Origin of the sequence: Vibrio xiamenensis (assembly GCF_900100015.1) — a bacterium.
Lineage (GTDB): Bacteria > Pseudomonadota > Gammaproteobacteria > Enterobacterales > Vibrionaceae > Vibrio > Vibrio xiamenensis.
The window spans coordinates 1-16,997 of record NZ_FNDD01000029.1; the positions used below are offsets into that span (position 1 = coordinate 1).

Below are 16,997 nucleotides of genomic sequence, written 5' to 3' on the forward strand. Positions count from 1 at the left end.
CACGGTCAACAACGCAATTCGTAAAGCGACCAAGCTGAAAAACGAAGCGGACAATCCTGGTAATCAGACTTACCAAGGCTTTATCGGCAGTAGTCACACCATGCAAGCGGTGTATCGCACCATCGACTCCGCCGCATCGAGTAAAGCCAGTATCTTCATTACTGGTGAAAGTGGCACCGGTAAAGAAGTGTGCGCAGAAGCGGTTCATGCGGCGAGTAAACGGGGAGACAAACCGTTTATTGCCATCAACTGTGCTGCGATTCCTAAAGACTTGATTGAAAGTGAATTGTTCGGCCACGTTAAGGGCGCGTTTACTGGCGCGGCGACCGACCGACAAGGCGCTGCGGAGCTGGCTGACGGCGGCACACTGTTTTTGGATGAACTGTGTGAAATGGACTTAGACCTACAAACTAAACTGCTGCGTTTTATACAGACCGGTACGTTTCAAAAGGTCGGCTCCTCTAAGATGAAAAGCGTCGATGTTCGGTTTGTTTGTGCTACCAACCGCGACCCGTGGAAAGAAGTGCAAGAAGGACGTTTTCGCGAAGATTTGTACTATCGTTTATATGTGATTCCATTGCATTTGCCGCCTTTGCGTGAACGCGGCGAGGATGTCACAGAAATTGCATATTCGCTGTTAGGCTTTATGTCTAAAGAAGAAGGCAAGGACTTTGTCCGTTTGTCCCCGGAGGTTGTGGAGCGATTTATTCATTACGAATGGCCGGGTAATGTTAGGCAACTGCAAAACGTTTTGCGTAATGTAGTGGTGTTAAACAATGGCAAAGATATCACCCTTGATATGTTGCCACCGCCTTTGAATAAGCCGCATGAGAGAGAGATACGTGTTCCTGTGTTGGAGAAGGAATCGTTCTCGGTCCATGACATTTTTCCATTATGGATGACTGAAAAACACGCGATTGAACAAGCGATAAAAGCCTGTGAGGGCAACATCCCTAAAGCCGCTGGGTATTTGGATGTCAGTCCTTCGACGATTTATCGCAAGTTACAAGCCTGGAATGTAAAAGAAAAACAGTAGGTATTAATGGAAGTCTTAAATCAAGAAAAAATCGACCGCTTGAGCGGTGAAATCGGTGCTGAAAATGTACCGGTATTGTTGGACATTTTTTTAGGTGAATTAAATACCTATCTTGACTCATTGAGTTCAAACGAAACCCCGAATAAAGGGCAATATTTGCGTGAAATTAGCCATGCATTAAAAAGCAGCGCGGCGAGTTTTGGCGCAGAACGCTTGTGTGCGTATGCTTCAGAAGTGGATGCGGCTGCCAAAGCTGGCAAGCCACATATCGAAAGCACTTATGTCGTGCCGATGATTGAACTGCTTGAAACCACGAAATCTCGTTATCAGCAATTAGTCAATTAAAGCAATTAGTCAGCTAAAACCATTAGTCAGTTAAGTGGTTGGGCTAAATCGTACTGAGTGAATGGCGATTGCCATTCACAAGTTTTCAGGCGGTTTAGCCATCACTAAGCAAAAGCTCAATCGCGTTTTTCAGTTTGAGGCGGTCATGACGCCAAGCGCGATTTGGCGACGCTAAATCTTCAGTGACGCAATTCCATTCAGTCAGCTCGGCATGAGCTTTTTCCCCTAACACCAAATCGATTTTTCTTGCTTTACAGGCACGCTCGCACCATTGCAGTTTTTGTCTCGGTGTCATGCGCCCAGCAGGGCCGTATTCCGGTGCCAAGTTCGCCACAAACACCAACTTGGCTGTTTTATTGTTGTGAATGGCTTGGCCGATTTCTGGTAGCAACAGTGGCGGCATGACACTGGTCAGAAAACTGCCTGGGCCAAGGATAATACAATCGGCTTCATTAAGCGCGGTAACGGCTTCGCGCGTTGCTGGGACTTCAGGGTCGAGGTCAAGGCGCAGCAGGTCTTGCTCCATCTCATCAACACTGGTTTCACCCATCACCCATTTGCCATCGGTAGAGAGGGCACGCAGGTCAGATGGATGCTCCGACATCGGCAGGATATTGACATCCACTTTGAGCATGCCGCGAATTAGGTTGATGGCATCAAGAGGGCGTACCGACAAGTTATCCAGTGCGGTTAACATCAGGTTGCCCAAGTTGTGGCCGTTCAGTTCACCGGCGCCGCGAAAACGGTATTCAAACATCATTGAGCTGATCGACGGTTCGGTGATCAGCTGGTTGATACAGTTACGGGTGTCTCCCCAAGCGATGCCGCCCTGACAGTTTCGAATGCGACCAGTTGAGCCGCCGTTATCTGTGGTTGTGACGATACCAGTGGCATTTGAACCAAAACTTTGCAATGCAGCAAGCATGCGTCCTAAGCCGTGACCGCCACCGATCGCGACGACTTTTTTGGTAGAATATAGAGGCATAAATCGTTCTTATTATGTTTTTAAAACCGCCTATAATTTAGTTTAATCGCGGTTTTATCGATACTCAATAATGGGTAATTTGAGCAAAATGTACCTTTTTTTTGTGACAAGTCTAGTAACCCGTACCGTTATTCAGTATTTTACTCACAGCTGCTAGTCAAAAGGCTGGTTGCCATAACTCCGAGCTTATTTTGCTAAGTTGAATTATCGATATGCGTGATAAGCCAGTGACATTTGGTCACAAGGGCTACATTGGAAATGATGTATGCCTCCCGTGTTTGGAAAGGTGTTCCGTGGCGCAACAATTCGAAGATAATTTTCATCGTAAGTTTTATTACTTACGTCTGTCTGTTACAGATGTCTGTAACTTCAAATGCACATATTGTCTTCCTGATGGTTATAAACCTTCGGGCAGAAAAAACTCGTCTTTTTTAAACCTCGACGAAATCCGTCGTGTGGTTAAAGCGTTTGCTGACTGTGGAACGTCCAAAGTTCGCATCACTGGCGGTGAACCGAGTTTAAGAAAAGATTTCACTCAAATCATTGAGACGGTCGCGGCTACCCAAGGGGTGCAAAAGGTTGCGACCACCACTAATGGTTATCGCATGGCGCAAAACGTTGCCAGCTGGAAGCAGGCCGGGCTTACCCATATCAATGTCAGTATTGATAGTTTGGATCCGCGAATGTTCCATCAGATCACAGGCGAAAATAAGTTTCACCAAGTGATGGCGGGGATCGAAAAAGCGTTTGAAGTCGGCTATGAGCAAGTTAAAGTTAACGTCGTGTTGATGAAAGACTTAAACCATCAACAGCTGCCGCAGTTTCTGGCGTGGATTAAAGATAAACCGATTCAACTGCGTTTTATTGAGCTGATGCAAACTGGCGAGATGGACGAGCTATTTCAGCGCCATCACGTTTCCGGAGTTGCCATTCGTAACCAATTGATTGCCGATGGTTGGATTCTCAAAGTTCGCGCGGCCAATGATGGCCCAGCACAAGTGTTTGTTCACCCTGATTATCAAGGCGAAATTGGCTTAATCATGCCCTACGAAAAACACTTTTGTGAGAGCTGCAATCGACTGCGCATCTCGGCAATGGGCAAACTGCATTTGTGTCTATTCGGTGAGCAAGGCTTAGAGCTGCGCGATCTTCTTCAACACGATAATCAAGAAGCAGAATTGATTGCGCGTATCGAGCAGCAACTCCAAACCAAAAAAGTCAGCCACTTCCTTCATGACGGCAACAGCGGCATGACGCCGCATCTTGCATCGATCGGTGGATAATTCCTTTATTTCAATACGCTTGCCTTCTTTTGACGGCGAGGGTTCATGTATGAAAATGATTAAATAGGTGAGCAAATGGGTCACGCAGAAAGCAAATTTCAACCTGCTAACATCGCAGTACTGACGGTATCGGATACACGCACCGAGGAAAATGATACCTCGGGTCGTTACTTAGCAGAGCAGGCGCAAGAGGCAGGGCATAAGGTCGTTGATAAACAAATTGTTATCGATGATATGTATAAAATTCGTGCGATTGTTTCGCAGTGGATTGCTGACGAAAGTGTGCAAGCTGTAATGATCACTGGTGGCACTGGTTTTACCTCTCGAGACAGCACACCAGAAGCGCTTAAGCCTTTGTTTGATAAAGAAGTGGAAGGGTTTGGCGAGCTATTTCGCTTGGTCTCGTATGAAGAAATTGGCACTTCGACGATTCAGTCGCGCGCCGTTGCGGGTTTTGCCAATCACACGGTGATTTTTGCGATGCCAGGTTCGACCGGCGCTTGCCGTACGGGTTGGACTAAGATTATTCGCCAGCAGCTTGATGCTAGCCATCGTCCGTGTAACTTTATGCCACATTTGTGAGGGGCTGCGGCGATGACTCAACTTACTCACATTAACGCCTCGGGCGAAGCGAATATGGTGGATGTTTCAGCCAAGCAAGAAACCGTGCGCGAAGCACGTGCAGAAGCTTACGTTGATATGGCCGCCGAGACGCTGGAATTAATCGTATCGGGCAAACATCACAAAGGTGATGTGTTTGCGACCGCGCGTATCGCAGGTATTCAGGCGGCGAAAAAAACCTGGGATTTGATTCCTCTGTGCCACCCACTGCTTTTATCAAAAGTGGAAGTTCAGCTCGAAGCATTGCCGCAAACCAACCAAGTGCGTATTGAATCAGTGTGCAAATTGGCGGGGAAAACTGGCGTAGAGATGGAAGCGCTCACCGCGGCATCTGTCGCGGCGTTGACCATCTATGATATGTGTAAAGCAGTGCAAAAAGATATGGTCATCAGTGGCGTGCGTTTGCTTGAGAAAACTGGCGGTAAATCGGGACACTTTAAGGTGGAGTCATGATTAAAGTTCTATTTTTTGCCCAAACTCGCGAACTGGTCGGCGTCGATGAACTTGAGGTTGAAAACACTTTTGCCAGCGCTGAAGCATTACGACAACATTTGGCTTCACAGCCGGGTAAGTGGTCACTTGCGCTTGAAGCAGGGAAACTGTTATGTGCCGTTAACCAGGCCATCGTACCTTTAGAGTCTGAGCTCAAAGACGGCGATGAAGTGGCATTTTTCCCACCCGTTACGGGAGGTTAATATGGATACTCGTGTCGCGGTTCAACATGAAGATTTTGACCTCAATATTGAGTATCAAAAATTGGCTCAGGGCAGTTCTGCCGGCGCTGTGGTAACGTTTGTCGGTAAGGTTCGAGACATGAACCTTGGTGATAATGTTATCGGCTTATCGCTTGAACACTATCCGGGTATGACCGAAAAGTCGCTTAGCGAGATTTGCGATCAAGCTGAGCAACGTTGGCCACTGCTTGGCGTTAAAGTAATTCACCGCGTTGGCGATTTGGATATTGGCGATCAAATCGTGTTGGTCGGCGTTGCCAGTGCTCACCGCGGCGCAGCATTTGAAGCGTGTGAATTCATTATGGATTATCTCAAAACTCAAGCGCCGTTTTGGAAAAAAGAGCGCACCACAGAGCAAACCCGTTGGGTAGAATCTCGTGATAGCGATGCGTTAGCCGCTAAGCGTTGGCATAAGTAATTTCGTCACGAACTTGGTGTCGCTGTGACTGATAGCGAGACCCTATTGAAAAAATTACCATTTCCAATTTAGTAAAACCAAGAAATTGGGCAACAATTACTCTAAAAGCAGCACAGCAGTGCTAAATAAGGAGATGGTAATGGAATCGCCAAAAGTTAAAGAGTATATGACTCATCAAGCGATCACGTTTCGACCTGAGATGTCGTTAAGCGCGGCGCTTGATAAAGTAATGCGTTCGGATCATTTAGGTGGTCCGGTTATCGATGACAAAGAAAATGTCATCGGTTTTCTTTCCGAGCAAGATTTGCTCGATAAATTGGTTAAAGCCAGCTACTTCTGCCAAGACACTCACATTGTCGCTGAGTGCATGCACAAAGAAGTGTTATCGGTTTCACCCAATACCTCGATTTTAGAGTTGGCCGATATGATGAAAATCGGTAAGCCAAAGGTCTATCCTGTGGTCGATAACGGTAAACTAGTGGGTATCATTACTCGCCGTGACGTGTTGCGTGCGATTGGTAAAAGTCTGTCGACCTGTTTTCAACACCCAGTTTAATGTCCCTATTGGTTGAAAAACATCGATTGGTTGCAAAGTATTTAGCCGTCGTCAAAAACTAGTTGTTTAAAAGACCTAGTCGCAAAAACACGTCGCTCAATTTGAATATCCATCAAATATGCATTTTTGTCTTGACCTTGGAGTTAGCTCCAAGGTCTATGCTAGTTGGATGTTAAATAAGAAGGAGACGCATTTATGTGTACTAAACATCAAGCATGTTGCTCTCATCATCAGGTTCCTTCCGAGCAGCCAAGTGCTCATCAACATTCACATTCTTGCAGTTGCGATGACCATCATACACAAGCGCAAAGTCAAACCATGTCTGACCAAGGATGCGGTTGTGCTGAACACGTATCGGCATGTTCAAGTGGCGATCCCAATAGTGATGACGAGGAACCCGCTAAGGGGACCCTGACTCACACTTGGCAAATTCTGGGTATGGATTGCCCATCTTGCGCACGTAAAGTCGAAACCGCGGTCAGTAAGATAGATGGCGTGGAGTCGACACAAGTGCTGTTTGCCACCGAAAAATTGGTGGTCAAAACCCATCAAGCAAACTTAAACAGCCAAATTGAAGATGCCATTACTCGTAGTGGTTTTGGATTTACCTCACCATCGGCATCTGCGCAGTCAGAGCATTCCCCCCGTTCGTGGCGTCAAAACTTGAGCCAGTATCGTCATATTCTAGCAATTGGTGCTGCTATGTTAATTGGCGCCGTTACTCAAACCACTATGCCGCTGGTTAGCCACTGGATATTTGTGCTTACCTGTTTGGTCGGGTTATATCCGGTTGCAAGCAAGGCATTTAAGTTAGCCACATCAGGCACGCCGTTTGCCATCGAAAGCTTGATGACGGTTGCCGCGCTCGGTGCCTTGTATCTTGGCGAAACCGCAGAAGCGGGGATGGTTTTGCTGCTGTTTCTCATTGGTGAGGAGTTGGAAGGTTTCGCCGCGGCTAAAGCGCGCAGCGGCGTGCAGGCTCTGATGGCTTTGGTGCCTGATACCGCAAGCAAAATTATCGATGGCAAGCGAATGACTGTCGCGGTTAGCGACTTGGCGCCGAACGATATTATTGAAGTTTCGCCGGGGGATCGTTTACCCGCCGATGGCTATTTACTTGATGAGTTTGCCAGTTTTGATGAAAGCGCGTTAACTGGCGAATCGGTGCCGGTTGAAAAACGTCGTGAAGAGAGCGTGATGGCTGGCGCGGTTGTAGCAGATCGCGTGGTGCAAATCTGTGTGACATCCAAACAGGGCGAAAATGCCATTGACCGCATTTTGCACATGATTGAAGAGGCGGATTTACGCAAAGCGCCGATTGAGCGCTTTTTGGATAAATTCAGCCGTTGGTACACGCCTTTAATGATGTTGGTGGCATTGTTGGTCGTGGTAGTTCCGCCATTATTGTTCGCTCAGAGTTGGGAAACTTGGGTTTACCGCGGGCTTGCGACACTGCTGATTGCTTGCCCTTGTGCGTTGGTCATCTCAACGCCCGCTGCGATAACCTCAGGCCTTGCGGCAGCGGCGCGTCATGGGGCGTTAATCAAGGGCGGTGCGGCTCTCGAGCAACTTGGCAAAATTCAGCGCGTGGCGTTTGATAAAACCGGCACCTTAACCCAAGGTACGCCTCAAGTGACCGATGTGGTTGCGTTTGGCGATATTAAGCGTGAGCAGTTGCTGAATATTGCGTGGGCGCTTGAACTAGGTTCTAAGCATCCGTTGGCCAAAGCGCTAGTTAGCTATGCTGAGCAAGCCATTGAACCATCACTGCAAGCCACAGACAAACAAGCGCTGCTTGGCAGCGGTGTTCAAGGTGTTATTAACGGCAAGCGTTATCAACTGCTCGCGATGAGTAAACTTGAATCGAGCCTAAAGGCTGAGCATCAGCAGCAGTTGGAAACGTGGCAAGCGCAGGCGAAAACTATCGCTGTTTTAATCGATGATGCCGACCAAGCTATTGGCGCCATCGCCTTGCAAGATAAGGTGCGCACTGACGCAAAATCGGCCATTCAAGCGCTTAAGCGCCTCGATATTCAAACCTTGATGCTGACTGGGGACAATGCGAGTAGTGCCAAAGCGCTCAGCGCAGAGTTGGGGCTTGAGTATCAAGCCAATTTGTTGCCAGAACATAAGGTCGATTACATCAAATCGCTTAGCCAACATGGGCATGTGGCTATGGTTGGTGATGGGATCAACGATGCACCTGCGATGAAAGCGGCGAACATTGGTATCGCAATGGGTGGGGGCAGTGATGTCGCACTTGAAACCTCGGATGCTGCCCTGACGCATAATCGGTTGATTGAACTCGCTAACGTGATTGAGTTGTCGCGTGCAACATCGGCGAATATTCGTCAAAACGTCAGTTTAGCGCTGGGGCTAAAAGGTGTGTTTCTGGTCACCAGTTTACTAGGCATCACCGGGTTGTGGTTGGCGGTGTTAGCCGACAGCGGGGCAACGGCGTTAGTTACTCTAAATGCACTACGTTTATTGCGCTTTCAAGGTCAGCACACAGATACTCAATAATTCAATTTAGCTTGGATTATTGATATGCAACTACATGGTTTGCATTGACTTAAAATGTGATGTAAACCGATTTTATGTGAAAATGTGTATTTCATTGCTTATTTTGTTGTGATTTGAATCACTAATTGTTGGGGTTGAGTTAGGTATTGTATACTTAACGCTATTAAGTACCCAGTGCGTATAAATAGGCAAAATGAACGCCTGAACGTGCGATAACAGGAGCCCCCTATGACTCAAGCAGCAGTATTTCACCTTGGCGTAACCGAAGCCGATTTAAATGGCGCGACCTTAGCTATCATTCCTGGCGATCCAGCTCGCGTGCAGAAAATTGCCGAACTGATGGACAACCCCGTCTTTCTTGCCAGTCATCGTGAATACACTTTGTACCGCGCTGAACTTGATGGTAAGTCTGTTGTGGTTTGCTCAACGGGTATTGGCGGTCCATCAACCTCGATTGCGGTGGAAGAGCTGGCGCAACTTGGCGTTCGCACTTTCTTGCGTGTTGGTACAACCGGTGCCATTCAGCCGCACGTCAATGTTGGTGATATGATTGTGACGACAGGTTCTGTTCGTCTTGATGGCGCGAGTCTGCATTTTGCACCGATGGAATTTCCGGCTGTAGCGGATTTTGCCGTCGCGACAGCCATGAAAGAAGCGGTAGAAGAAGCAGGCGCTGGGGTACATATGGGCGTCACTGCATCAAGCGATACTTTCTACCCAGGACAAGAGCGTTACGATACATTCAGTGGCCGTGTCGTACGCCGTTTCCAAGGTTCAATGAAAGAGTGGCAAGAGATGGGCGTATTGAACTTTGAAATGGAATCAGCAACGCTGCTGACCATGTGTGCAAGTTCAGGTTTGCGTGCGGGCTGTGTTGCGGGGGTTATCATCAACCGTACTCAGAAAGAGACGCCGGATCACACCACACTTAAAGAAGCCGAAACTCGTTCGATTAAAATTGTGGTCGAAGCTGCGCGTAAACTGCTGTAATTTTCGACCAATTGAAACAATAAAAAACCACCGTCAAGGTGGTTTTTTTGTGCACGGTATTTTACTGCGTATCTGGCGTTACGTTGGGCTTGGGAAGCGGTAAATACAAAGTTTCGGTTAAGTCAGAAAGCATCTGGTCGTAAACTTGGGAAATACTTAGCGATAAGTCAGTGGTGAGTTGGTACAACTCTTCTGCCGACATAGTGAGGCGTTCACAGTCGCAGATTTCACCCAGTTTGAGCATCGCTTCCGAGCAACTAGGTGACGCGATGGACAACGGGCTAATCAAAGACAGTTGGTTCATTTTTCGGCGCATTTTATCGCAATGGTATTTGATGCGCAGTTCGCCTTCGTAGCTGTCCACGTCTTGAATCGAAATTCGTAACTGCGTCAGCACTTCCATCGTATCCAACACCTGTTGCCAATTGAGGTGGTATTCATCACTGAGATCTTCACGGTCGGACTCCACCAACCAAGCCAGCGCCACTTCATCCATTAAAAACATACAATGGCGAATGGTTTTGCCATGGATCATCTGGTTGCGGGCGACACTGCGACATTGCCACTCTTTCATCAAACTTTTGAGCTTAAGCTGCAAAATTCGATACATAGGTTTGTTATCAAATTGGGCGGTGGCGATGAGGTGATTGCTTTTGTCGATCATCAGATCCTCAATTTGCTCCAGCGCATTGATGCTGGTTTGAGGGGATTGGGTTAAAGCATGATGGGTTAAGCTGCGGTGTTGGCGACACAGCAACAGAATTTCTCGAAGTACCACTAACACATCGTATTTACGTTGCAGTGTGGTTTGGCGTTGTTTAGAGAAATAAAGCAATAATCCGAGAATGCCAAACGAGAGCAGCATAGAGACAACAACGAACATAACGCACTCCTTTTGCGATAGTGTTACTCATTTCAGAGCATTCCATACGTAATAACATGCATGCATCATGCCATTCATTATTTGCAGTTAAACCAATATATTATACTAATAAAAGCCAACTAAATGCGCCATTTTGGTGCGCTGCGAACTAAACAAGTGAAGGCAATAAAAAAGCCTCGAGACATGACTGCCTCGAGGCTTGAATTTTCGCAAGTATGGGTTACATAACGCGCATACCAGGTTGCGCACCTTCGTGTGGCTCAAGAATCCACAGCTCGCTGCCACCAGGGCCTGCGGCGAGGATCATGCCTTCAGACATACCGAATTTCATCTTACGTGGTTTAAGGTTTGCTACCACTACGGTGTATTTGCCCACTAAGTCTTCTGCCTTGTATGCGGCTTTGATGCCAGAGAAGACTTGACGCATTTCACCGCCGATATCAAGCTGGAATTTCAATAGCTTGTCGGCTTTTGGCACTTCTTCGCACGAGACGATTTTAGCGATGCGCAGATCCACTTTGGCAAAATCATCAAATTCGATTTCATCGCCAATCGGGTCTTTGCTGAGTTCGGTTTCTTCACCGGCAAGTTTGGCTTCGGCTTGCTCTTTTGCCGCCATTTCAGCCGCCGCATCTTCTTTTGATGCTTCGATCATCGCTTCGATATTTTTCGGATCGATACGATTGAACAGAGCCTTAAACTTAGTGATGGCGTGGCCAGTTAATGGCGTAGCGATACCATCCCAAGTCAGCTCTTCATTTAAGAACGCTTCTGAGCGCGCAGCAAGTGCCGGCATGACTGGTTTCAAGTAGGTGATAAGAACGCGGAACAAGTTGATACCGACAGAACAGATGTCTTGTAGCTCTTTGTCTTTGCCTTCTTCTTTAGCAACCACCCAAGGGGCTTTTTCGTCAACGTATTGGTTCGCTTTGTCTGCCAATGCGGTGATTTCACGAATCGCACGACCGAATTCACGAGTTTCAAACAGTTCAGCGATACGCTCTGCCGCTGCAACAAATTCGTTATACAGTGCTGGCTCTGCAAAATCTGCTGATAGCTGACCGTCAAAACGTTTGCTGATAAAGCCTGCATTACGTGATGCAAGGTTAACGATCTTGTTGACCACATCGGCGTTAACACGTTGAGTGAAGTCTTCAAGGTTAAGGTCAAGGTCGTCAATACGGCTGTTCAGTTTGGCGGCGTAGTAGTAACGCAGACACTCGGGATCTAAGTGATCGAGGTAAGTACTCGCTTTGACGAAAGTGCCTTTTGATTTTGACATTTTCGCACCGTTAACCGTGACGTAACCGTGGACGAAAACGTTGTTAGGTTTACGGAAGCCCGAACCTTCAAGCATCGCAGGCCAGAATAGGCTGTGGAAGTAGACAATGTCTTTACCGATAAAGTGGTAAAGCTCAGTGCTGCTGTCTTTGTTCCAGTATTCATCGAAATCTAGGTCATTACGTTTGTTACATAGGTTTTTGAATGAACCCATGTAGCCAATTGGAGCATCCAGCCAAACGTAGAAGAATTTGCCCGTTTCACCTGGAATTTCAAAGCCAAAGTAAGGCGCGTCACGAGAGATATCCCATTGTTGCAGGCCTGACTCAAACCACTCTTGCATTTTATTGGCGGTTTCGCTTTGCAAAGAACCTGAACGAGTCCACTCTTTAAGCATGGTTTCAAATTGTGGCAGATCAAAGAAGAAGTGCTCAGAATCTTTCATCACTGGCGTCGCACCAGACACCGCTGATTTTGGATTGATCAGATCTGTCGGGCTGTATGTCTCGCCACACGCATCGCAGTTGTCGCCATATTGATCTTCTGACTTACATTTCGGGCAAGTGCCTTTAACAAAGCGATCTGGCAAGAACATTTCTTTTTCAGGGTCGAAAAGTTGCGAGATAGTGCGGCTAGAAATAAAGCCATTTTTCTTTAATTCTAGATAGATATGTGATGCCAGCTCGCGGTTCTCATCGGAATGAGTGCTATGGTAATTATCAAAGCTGATGTCGAAACCGGCGAAATCTTTTTGGTGCTCTTCACTGACCGCAGCAATCATTTGCTCTGGAGTGATACCCATCTGTTGAGCTTTAAGCATGATCGGTGTGCCGTGCGCATCGTCAGCACAGATGAAATTTACAGTGTTGCCTCTAAGACGCTGATAACGAACCCAGATGTCCGCTTGGATATGCTCAAGCATATGACCCAGGTGGATCGAACCATTAGCGTACGGAAGGGCACAAGTTACCAACAGTTTCCGTGAAGGAAAGTTTCTTGGATCGTTTGCCATACTTAATTTTCGCTTTCTTGATAGGTATAAAATAGATGCCAATATTACCCGATCCAAGTCGCAACTCCAAGCTGTCAAACCAACGAATCCCTTAGTATTTTTGGGGTTCTGGTCAGGATATGTCAGTGTTAGCATAGGGATAAAAGGAGGGCGTATGCACCATTTCTCATCCAAGCAAGATTTTTGTGATTGGCTGAACCAGTTTCAGCATTCAAATTTGATCGCCGAGTGGGCGAGCCAGCCTCATTTCGTCACAGTGGAACCAAGCGGCGAATTTAAAATTCGCTTTCCGTTTGCCAGTGCAGATTTGCCAAGCCAATTAACCGATTGGATTGAAAAATCCCAGCGCGAACAGCAAGTGCCGCCGTTTGATTTTTCTGTGGGTATTGATGTCAAAGCGCTCGAAACACCCGTTGAGCAAAGCGTGAATGGGGTGAAAAACATCATTGCGGTTACATCGGGAAAAGGTGGTGTCGGTAAATCGACGACCGCGGTGAACTTGGCGCTGGCGTTGGCAAAATGTGGCGCTCGAGTTGGTCTGCTTGATGCGGATGTTTATGGTCCTTCGGTGCCGATGATGATTGGCAAGCAGGACGCGAAACCTGAGGTGCGTGACAATAAATGGATGCAGCCGGTCGAAGCCCATGGCATTTATAGCCACTCAATCGGTTTTTTAGTCGATAAACAAGAAGCGGCGATTTGGCGCGGCCCGATGGCGTCCAAAGCCTTGGCGCAATTGCTTAATGAAACCGAGTGGCCAGACTTAGACTATTTAGTGATTGATATGCCGCCGGGCACCGGTGATATTCAGCTTACCTTAGCTCAGCAAATTCCCGTAACTGGCGCGGTCATCGTCACGACACCTCAAGACCTAGCACTGGCCGATGCCCGTAAAGGCGCCAGTATGTTTGATAAGGTTGAAGTTCCTGTGGTCGGCATTGTTGAAAACATGAGTTATCACATTTGTAGTCACTGCGGTGAAAAAGAGCACATTTTTGGCGAAGGGGGCGCGGCGAAGATGGCGAGTGAATACGGCTTGTCTCTGTTGGCGCAAATTCCTCTGCATATCGATATGCGACAAGATATTGATAACGGTTGTCCGACCGTTGCGGCGCGTCCGGAATCTGAACATAGCGCACGCTATATCGAACTGGCTCAATCGGTCGCCAGTCGACTGTTTTGGTATGGTACCGCTAAGCCTGATGCAATTTTGTTCACTATGGTTGAATAACCATCAATTGCGCCGAAATTAGTTTTTCTGCCCGTTCAAAGCAAGTAATCGTTTGCATGGGCAGATATTGTGCTATTTCAGGAAAACCTTACATTTTCCTGTATTCCAGACTAGTATCGACGGGGCTCTGACCCTATAATCAGGCGGTTTATCGAGTTACATCATCGGGTGCAAGAATAATGTCTGATAAAAGTCAGTGCGTCATAGTCGGGATCGCAGGCGCTTCCGCTTCTGGAAAAAGTCTCATCGCGAGTACCATCTATAACGAACTTCGAGAAAAAGTGGGCGACCATCAAATCGGTGTGATTACGGAAGATTGCTATTACAACGATCAAAGCCACTTAAGCATGGAAGAGCGTGTAAAGACAAACTACGACCACCCGAATGCCCTTGACCACGATCTTTTGTGTGAACACCTTGAAGCGTTGGTAAGAGGCGAAGCGGTTGAAGTTCCCGAGTATAGCTACACAGAACATACTCGAACCAGTAACAGCAGAACGCTGACACCAAAAAAAGTGATCATTTTAGAAGGCATTTTGCTTCTTACGGATCCTCGTCTTCGTGACCTAATGCATGCGACCGTATTTATGGATACGCCGCTTGATATCTGCTTGCTGCGCCGCGTTAAGCGTGATGTAGAAGAACGTGGTCGTACGATGGACTCGGTATTGAAGCAATACCAAGCCACGGTTCGTCCTATGTTCATGCAATTCATCGAACCTTCTAAGCAATATGCTGACATCATTGTTCCTCGTGGCGGTAAAAACCGAATCGCGATCGATGTTCTTAAAGCTCACATTGCAAGACTTTTGAAAGCTTAGGCACAAGTCGCTTTATTTTTTCCCTGATAAATGGCACTTTGAGTGCCATTTTTCGTTTTAGAATCCTATTCTTAGAGGAATCTAATTGGACAAGGGAAAGGCGATGAAGAAACTGTTCCTATTCTTAGCTGGCCTTGTTGTCGCGGTGATTATTGCGATTACAGCGCTGGTGCTGTTGGTAAACCCAAACCAATTCAAACCCCTGATTGTCAAACAAGCTAAGCAACAAACCGGCTTAGATTTGGTGATCGACGGCGACATCAGTTGGCAATTCTTTCCGTCCTTGGGTTTTGAATTGGGTAAAACAGAGCTCAAAAATCCGCAAGGCTTCAGCGAGCCAAATTTATTCAAAGTTGAGTCGGTGGGTGTTGATGTTTCGGTGATGCCACTACTTAGCCATAAACTGCAAATCGGTAACGTCACCCTTGATGGCGCTGAGTTTTATCTCGAAACGCTCAAAGACGGTCATAAAAATATCGATGCGTTAACCAAAGCGCAAGATGCTCAAACCAATACGCAATCGTCTGAACAATCGAGTGACGCTAAAGCGCCAGCCTCGACGGACGCAAATGCTGAACCCACCGAATCGAAACAAGCCTGGACCATTGAGCTTGCGGGTGTGACGATCAACAACGCGATGTTGGATATCAATGATAAACAGGCTGGCAGCCATACCAAACTGTATGACTTGGCGTTGAATCTGTCGGAGTTTGCCTTTGATACTTGGACCAACGCGAGCTTCGCCGCTAAAGGGCAAATCAATCAACAGTCGTTCGCCGCAAAAGGCGAAGCGGGCTTCAAACTGGCGCCAGGATTTAGCCAGTATGAACTGCGCAATATCAATCTTGATGCCAGCTACCAAGACCCAAGCAACCAAATTGATTCCGCCAAGTTTGAATTGGAGAGTTTTGCGTTTGACCAATCCAATGCGCTTAATTACTCGATTAAAGGCAAAGCGGCGGATATGACTTTGGATCTATCCGGTAAAGGCAGCGTTGAAGTCGACAGCGATATGACGCTCGCGCAGCTTAAGTCATTTAGTTTATCAGGGAAGGTGAATGGTGAGTCATTGCCACAATCGCCGCTGAATATTGATATGGCGTCAAATATTCGCTTTGACTTAAAACAGAATCAACTGAGTGTTGAACTTGAGAAGTTAGCGGCCAATGATATTGAACTTGATGGCCAAGCTAATGTGACGCTCGGTGATATTCCGAAAATTCGTTTTGGTCTGCATAGCGCTAATATCGATCTGGATGCTTTACTTGGCAGTGGCAGTAGCTCTAAAACTGACGCTCAGCCAGCTCAATCTAAAGCGACAAGTTCCACAGCAAGTAGTTCTCCATCAAGTAGTGCCAGCGCGCCGCAAGAGCCGGATCTTTCAGCATTGAAAACTTTGGACTTACAAGGTGAGATCTCCATCGATAAATTCAAAGCATCCGGCGCTAAGCTGCAAAATGTCGCGGCGAAATTTGCGGTGAATAAAGGCATTGCCAAGCTCAGCAGCTTTAGTGCCAACCTGTATCAGGGTTCAGTGAATGCTTCTGCGACATTAAATGCCAACAATCGCCCTGCAACTTACACCGTGAGTAAGCAGATCAAAGGGGTTCAGATCCAACCGTTACTGGTTGATGTGGCGGACAACGATATTCTTGAGGGAACAGGGAACATCACCGCGAATCTTAAAGGTAAAGGTTTGCTGGTGGATGAAATTCAGAAAAATCTCGATGGCAAAATTGATATTGCGTTTAATGACGGCGCGGTACATGGCATCAATGTCGCGCAGTTGATTCGTAAGAACTACGCCAAAATCAAAGGCAAATCCATTGATGATAAAGAAGGGGTACAAAAGACCGATTTCAGTGCGGTGACGGCAACCCTAAATCTTGCTCAAGGGATAGTCTCGACCAACAATCTCAGCATGCAATCGCCGCTTTTGCGCGTGCATGGTGAAGGTTCGGCCAACACGCTTAATCAAACTCTCGATTTTCTTATCGATACCTCAATTGTCGGTACTTTGGAAGGTCAGGGCGGTAAAGACATTGACGATCTTAAAGATCTAACCATTCCGATCAACATCTCTGGCCCATGGGCAAAATTGAAGTACAAATTGGTATTTGATGATGTACTTAAGCAAAAAGCCAATAAAGAGATCGACCGTGGCTTGAAAAAGCTCGATGAAAAGCTTGGCGATAAGATTAAAGACGAGAAAACCAAAGATGCGGTCAACAATCTACTTAAAGGCTTGTTTAACTAGCGAAAAATGACAAAAACAAAA

The 16,997-nt window shown here is 47.0% G+C and carries 16 protein-coding genes and 1 riboswitch; of the genes, 13 read left to right on the forward strand and 3 right to left on the reverse strand.

Annotated features, from left to right (window positions below; all coding sequences use genetic code 11):
- Together BLS03_RS19205 and luxU are read left to right on the forward strand one after the other, a co-directional pair.
- Positions 1–1,036 (forward strand): sigma-54 interaction domain-containing protein (locus tag BLS03_RS19205; protein WP_093277894.1); only part of this gene is annotated, 1,036 nt, incomplete at its 5' end.
- A 6-nt stretch (positions 1,037–1,042) separates the two neighbouring features.
- The gene (luxU, locus tag BLS03_RS19210; protein WP_093277896.1) at positions 1,043–1,381 is read left to right on the forward strand and encodes a quorum-sensing phosphorelay protein LuxU; all 339 of its coding nucleotides are present in this window, start codon (positions 1,043–1,045) and stop codon (positions 1,379–1,381) included.
- 94 nt (positions 1,382–1,475) lie between these two features.
- On the opposite strand, the gene yvcK is transcribed toward luxU, so the two are convergent.
- A complete protein-coding gene (gene yvcK / locus BLS03_RS19215; protein ID WP_093277899.1) occupies positions 1,476–2,366 on the reverse strand; it encodes a uridine diphosphate-N-acetylglucosamine-binding protein YvcK in 891 nt (296 codons plus the stop codon).
- Positions 2,367–2,532: 166 nt separating this feature from the next.
- Positions 2,533–2,671, forward strand: a riboswitch (molybdenum cofactor riboswitch).
- On the opposite strand from yvcK, the gene moaA reads away from it, so the two are divergent.
- The 8 genes from moaA (at position 2,660) to udp (ending at position 9,491) form a co-directional block, all read left to right on the forward strand.
- Positions 2,660–3,649: a GTP 3',8-cyclase MoaA gene (moaA, locus tag BLS03_RS19220; protein ID WP_093278028.1), complete on the forward strand. Its 990-nt coding sequence runs from the start codon at positions 2,660–2,662 to the stop codon at positions 3,647–3,649. Its footprint overlaps the riboswitch before it by 12 nt.
- Before the next feature lie 75 nt (positions 3,650–3,724).
- A complete protein-coding gene (moaB, locus tag BLS03_RS19225) occupies positions 3,725–4,231 on the forward strand; it encodes a molybdenum cofactor biosynthesis protein B (RefSeq protein WP_093277901.1) in 507 nt (168 codons plus the stop codon).
- 12 nt (positions 4,232–4,243) lie between these two features.
- On the forward strand, positions 4,244–4,723 hold the full coding sequence (gene moaC, locus BLS03_RS19230; protein ID WP_093277903.1) for a cyclic pyranopterin monophosphate synthase MoaC: 480 nt from the start codon (positions 4,244–4,246) through the stop codon (positions 4,721–4,723).
- Positions 4,720–4,965 carry a molybdopterin synthase sulfur carrier subunit gene (gene moaD, locus BLS03_RS19235; protein ID WP_093277905.1) on the forward strand — a complete coding sequence of 82 codons (246 nt, stop codon included), beginning with the start codon at positions 4,720–4,722 and terminating at the stop codon, positions 4,963–4,965. The genes moaC and moaD overlap by 4 nt, the downstream gene beginning before the upstream one ends.
- 1 nt (position 4,966) lies before the next feature.
- The gene (gene moaE / locus BLS03_RS19240) at positions 4,967–5,422 is read left to right on the forward strand and encodes a molybdopterin synthase catalytic subunit MoaE (RefSeq protein WP_093277907.1); all 456 of its coding nucleotides are present in this window, start codon (positions 4,967–4,969) and stop codon (positions 5,420–5,422) included.
- 139 nt (positions 5,423–5,561) lie between these two features.
- Entirely contained in the window at positions 5,562–5,978 is a 417-nt protein-coding gene (locus BLS03_RS19245) for a CBS domain-containing protein (RefSeq protein ID WP_093277909.1), read from the forward strand.
- Positions 5,979–6,173: 195 nt separating this feature from the next.
- Positions 6,174–8,501, forward strand: coding sequence for a zinc/cadmium/mercury/lead-transporting ATPase (locus BLS03_RS19250; RefSeq protein WP_093277911.1), 2,328 nt, complete (start codon positions 6,174–6,176; stop codon positions 8,499–8,501).
- Between the two features lie 228 nt (positions 8,502–8,729).
- Complete coding sequence (udp, locus tag BLS03_RS19255) at positions 8,730–9,491, forward strand: uridine phosphorylase (protein ID WP_093277913.1); 762 nt, start codon at positions 8,730–8,732, stop codon at positions 9,489–9,491.
- 61 nt (positions 9,492–9,552) lie between these two features.
- On the opposite strand, the gene BLS03_RS19260 is transcribed toward udp, so the two are convergent.
- The gene (locus BLS03_RS19260; RefSeq protein WP_093277915.1) at positions 9,553–10,374 is read right to left on the reverse strand and encodes a hypothetical protein; all 822 of its coding nucleotides are present in this window, start codon (positions 10,372–10,374) and stop codon (positions 9,553–9,555) included.
- A 220-nt stretch (positions 10,375–10,594) separates the two neighbouring features.
- Entirely contained in the window at positions 10,595–12,667 is a 2,073-nt protein-coding gene (gene metG / locus BLS03_RS19265) for a methionine--tRNA ligase (RefSeq protein ID WP_093277917.1), read from the reverse strand.
- Between the two features lie 154 nt (positions 12,668–12,821).
- On the opposite strand from metG, the gene apbC reads away from it, so the two are divergent.
- The 3 genes from apbC to BLS03_RS19280 all read left to right on the forward strand — a co-directional run bounded on the left by apbC (position 12,822) and on the right by BLS03_RS19280 (position 16,976).
- On the forward strand, positions 12,822–13,898 hold the full coding sequence (apbC, locus tag BLS03_RS19270; protein ID WP_093277919.1) for an iron-sulfur cluster carrier protein ApbC: 1,077 nt from the start codon (positions 12,822–12,824) through the stop codon (positions 13,896–13,898).
- Between the two features lie 179 nt (positions 13,899–14,077).
- The gene (udk, locus tag BLS03_RS19275; RefSeq protein WP_093277921.1) at positions 14,078–14,719 is read left to right on the forward strand and encodes a uridine kinase; all 642 of its coding nucleotides are present in this window, start codon (positions 14,078–14,080) and stop codon (positions 14,717–14,719) included.
- Positions 14,720–14,822: 103 nt separating this feature from the next.
- Positions 14,823–16,976, forward strand: a complete 2,154-nt coding sequence (locus BLS03_RS19280) for an AsmA family protein (RefSeq protein WP_093277923.1) — start codon at positions 14,823–14,825, stop codon at positions 16,974–16,976.
- Positions 16,977–16,997: the final 21 nt, after the last annotated feature.

What these genes read in the sequence shown, in the direction of transcription:
- luxU (WP_093277896.1), top strand. Translation starts at nt 1,043, where the DNA reads ATGGAAGTCTTAAATCAAGAAAAAATCGACCGCTTGAGCGGTGAAATC.
- yvcK (WP_093277899.1), bottom strand. Translation starts at nt 2,366, where the DNA reads ATGCCTCTATATTCTACCAAAAAAGTCGTCGCGATCGGTGGCGGTCAC.
- moaB (WP_093277901.1), top strand. Translation starts at nt 3,725, where the DNA reads ATGGGTCACGCAGAAAGCAAATTTCAACCTGCTAACATCGCAGTACTG.
- moaC (WP_093277903.1), top strand. Translation starts at nt 4,244, where the DNA reads ATGACTCAACTTACTCACATTAACGCCTCGGGCGAAGCGAATATGGTG.
- moaD (WP_093277905.1), top strand. Translation starts at nt 4,720, where the DNA reads ATGATTAAAGTTCTATTTTTTGCCCAAACTCGCGAACTGGTCGGCGTC.
- moaE (WP_093277907.1), top strand. Translation starts at nt 4,967, where the DNA reads ATGGATACTCGTGTCGCGGTTCAACATGAAGATTTTGACCTCAATATT.
- BLS03_RS19245 (WP_093277909.1), top strand. Translation starts at nt 5,562, where the DNA reads ATGGAATCGCCAAAAGTTAAAGAGTATATGACTCATCAAGCGATCACG.
- BLS03_RS19250 (WP_093277911.1), top strand. Translation starts at nt 6,174, where the DNA reads ATGTGTACTAAACATCAAGCATGTTGCTCTCATCATCAGGTTCCTTCC.
- udp (WP_093277913.1), top strand. Translation starts at nt 8,730, where the DNA reads ATGACTCAAGCAGCAGTATTTCACCTTGGCGTAACCGAAGCCGATTTA.
- BLS03_RS19260 (WP_093277915.1), bottom strand. Translation starts at nt 10,374, where the DNA reads ATGTTCGTTGTTGTCTCTATGCTGCTCTCGTTTGGCATTCTCGGATTA.
- metG (WP_093277917.1), bottom strand. Translation starts at nt 12,667, where the DNA reads ATGGCAAACGATCCAAGAAACTTTCCTTCACGGAAACTGTTGGTAACT.
- apbC (WP_093277919.1), top strand. Translation starts at nt 12,822, where the DNA reads ATGCACCATTTCTCATCCAAGCAAGATTTTTGTGATTGGCTGAACCAG.
- udk (WP_093277921.1), top strand. Translation starts at nt 14,078, where the DNA reads ATGTCTGATAAAAGTCAGTGCGTCATAGTCGGGATCGCAGGCGCTTCC.
- BLS03_RS19280 (WP_093277923.1), top strand. Translation starts at nt 14,823, where the DNA reads ATGAAGAAACTGTTCCTATTCTTAGCTGGCCTTGTTGTCGCGGTGATT.